Annotated in this window: 3 protein-coding genes; all 3 read right to left on the reverse strand. The window is 63.4% G+C overall.

Annotated features, from left to right (window positions below):
- Positions 1-240: 240 nt before the first annotated feature.
- Positions 241-795 (reverse strand): RNA polymerase sigma factor, encoded by a 555-nt coding sequence (locus QOC69_RS23855; RefSeq protein WP_526444244.1) that lies wholly within the window; start codon positions 793-795, stop codon positions 241-243.
- A 1,027-nt stretch (positions 796-1,822) separates the two neighbouring features.
- The gene (locus tag QOC69_RS23860) at positions 1,823-2,473 is read right to left on the reverse strand and encodes a response regulator transcription factor (protein ID WP_526444246.1); all 651 of its coding nucleotides are present in this window, start codon (positions 2,471-2,473) and stop codon (positions 1,823-1,825) included.
- Complete coding sequence (locus QOC69_RS23865) at positions 2,470-2,613, reverse strand: hypothetical protein (RefSeq protein WP_526444248.1); 144 nt, start codon at positions 2,611-2,613, stop codon at positions 2,470-2,472. Before QOC69_RS23865 ends, QOC69_RS23860 begins: the two co-directional genes overlap by 4 nt.
- Positions 2,614-2,799: the final 186 nt, after the last annotated feature.

Consider the following 2,799-nt stretch of genomic DNA (forward strand, 5'->3'; position numbering starts at 1 on the left):
TACCGCGCGGCGATGGCCGGCAGCGCACAGGCGCCGGAGCGGAGTCCCTTAGCCAATTCCCAGCACGTCCCGCGATTTCAATCGGGTCGTGCTGCTCGCTGTACCTGCCTACCGCGATCTTCGACATCGACATATTGCCCACCGCTTCGGAACCGGTACGAGCCGACCGTGGAAGTTGCGGGGTGTCGTCATGACGGATTGTCGGCACGTGCGATCTACTCGAATGATCGGCCCGTCCGCCTAGATTGACCAGGCGGTCATCGCCTCTTCTGTCTCCTGCAGCGTGAGCCGAAGCGCACGCAGTGCATGATGCAGCCTCGACTTCACGGTGCCTACTGCAATTCGGAGATCGTCGGCGATCTGCGTGGTCGTCCAGCACAGGTAATACGAGCGCACAATCACGGCACGGTGCTGCGGCGACAGTTGCGCCAGCGCGTCGCCGATCAGCAGCCGGTCCAGCACGGCGCTGACCTGGTCCACGCCGGCGCGGTCGGGAGTTCCCGAGCCGTCAAGCACGCAGGCTTCGCTACGGAACCGCAAAGTGCGGCGCTCATCGATGATCACGTTGCGGGCGACCGTGAATAGCCAGGCACGCACCGGCCTCTCGCTGTCTTCGAATACCTCGGGGTGCCGCCATGCCCGCAGCAACGTCTCCTGCGTCACATCCTCGGCGGCCGCCTCGTCACCGGTCAGGCGCACGGCATAACGCCGCAATGCGACGCTGTGATCGTCGTAGAGCGCTCGCAGCGACGCGGCATCCAAATCGTTTGTCCGCTCTCCGACTTCGCAGCTCAAATGTCCTCCCAGTGGCGATGTTTCACCGAGCGCCGACGCGGCTTGCCGAGTAGCAATCCGGTGTCAGCATGACCCGCCCCAATGGTGGTACTTCGTCTCAACAGTCGGCGAGTACGCGACATTGGGCTGCCGTCTTGAGCACTCGAGTCACATCGGCCGACTGAAGGTCGAAATCGGTGCACGCCGCGTGCATCCCGGAATGTTTCCGCACGCGTGGGATACCCAAATTGATCGCCAAGTCGCATACTTTCGTGAATACGCAGTCGGTCGGCGATTGTTGTGCGATAGCCCAGCGCTGCGCGCTTGTTGATCAAAGGTTCTCGTTTGGCGAACGACACTATGCGACTACGTCGCACAAAGTGCTCCCGAAGACCACCGAGGTGCGCGACTGGATGAGCGATCATCCTCAACTCGCCGAGCGACTGCTGCGGGTGCTGGCCCCCGGCTGCGCGGCACCAACGACAACGTGGCCGACGTGATCTTCATCGACGTTTCGGGTCGGGTCGCCAAGAGACTGCTGGCTTTTTGGAGGGCTCCCAGCGTCGAGCTTGGTATCACGTCCAATCATGATTGGCTCCATCTGATTTCGATATCGGGCCCCATCCGTGGGTGTCTTCCAGACTTGCGCTCCAACGAGCCGAAGTCTTTACCGCTGACACCCATCCACGCTTCCCCCCACTCGGAATGTCTGCTTACCCGTTAGCGGCCATCGGCGCGATTCCGTCGCAGTGACCCGCAATTGTGGCAGCGGTGTCGACACAGGTCCGACTTAGCGTAATTCTGAACCGGACCTCAGTCCGCCGGGCCCACCGCCCAGCCTACTTCGAAAGACGTTCAGCCAGTGGTAATTTGAGAAGCTACGTGGTTCCAGAACTTGCAGCCATCGCGGACGGATTCCCGAAGCTCGACCTGGCCTATCTTGCATCGGCACGCGAACATCTGCTGGTCGGCGTCGATGTTTCAAGGCAGCTGACATTGACGGACGCGAGAAAGGGTAACCGTCCGGTACTCCCGCCTGTCCGCGTCATCAGGCCTGGAGGAAGGTGATCGCCGCGAGGACGCGGCGATGGTCGTCGCCGGCCTCGTGGAGGTTCAGTCTGGTCATGATGCTGCGGACGTGTTTTTCGACGGTGCCCTCGGTGACCCACAGCCGACGGCCGATGCCGGCGTTGGATCGTCCCTCGGCCACCAGCGCCAACACCTCGTGCTCGCGCGCACTGAGCATCGCCAGCGGATCGTCGCGCCGGCGGGTCGACACCAAGTCCCGCACCAGGGCGGGGTCTACCACCGAGGCACCCTTGGCGATGCGATCCAGGGTGTCGAGGAAGTCGGCCACGTCGGTGACCCGGCTCTTCAGCAGGTAGCCGATGCTGCGCCCGCTGGCCAGCAGCTCCATCGCGTGCTCGACATCTACGTGCGCCGAGAGCACCAGGATGGCGATGTCGGGGAATTCGTCGCGGATCACTTGCGCGGCGTCGAGTCCCTCGGTGGTATGGGTTGGCGGCATCCGAATGTCGGTAACCACGAGCTCGGGTTTGGTGTCGCGGACCAGCGCCAGCAGCCGAGCACCGTCGCTGGCCTGCCCCACCACGTCGAACCCAGAACGGCCAAGCAGGCTGGCCAAACCCTCGCGAAGCAGCACATCGTCTTCGGCGAGGACCACCCGCACCGGAGTCACGACCGGGCCGACACGTTCAACCGGGGCGGGGCTCCCCTCAGCGCGAGTATCCCCGCCGGTGTCGGCGGAGATGGCCATGCCGAACTCGGCAGCCGGGGTTGGCCGTACTCGATGAGCAGGGTGTTCGCGTCCACGTCCATCCAGGGATGCTCCTGAAGCTGTCGGCCCCCGAACGGATACGCTAATGTATCGGATACTCAAACGTATTGAAGTGTGATGGGGGTAACAGTGTCGACGTCTTCGGCCCAGCCGCGACGACAACCCGGCGGTGCTTCCCCGCGGGTGACGAAACGGCGCGCGGAAACCCGCGCCAACTTGATGAATGC

The sequence above is a fragment of the Mycobacterium sp. genome (genome assembly GCF_032162105.1).
Taxonomy (GTDB): domain Bacteria; phylum Actinomycetota; class Actinomycetes; order Mycobacteriales; family Mycobacteriaceae; genus Mycobacterium.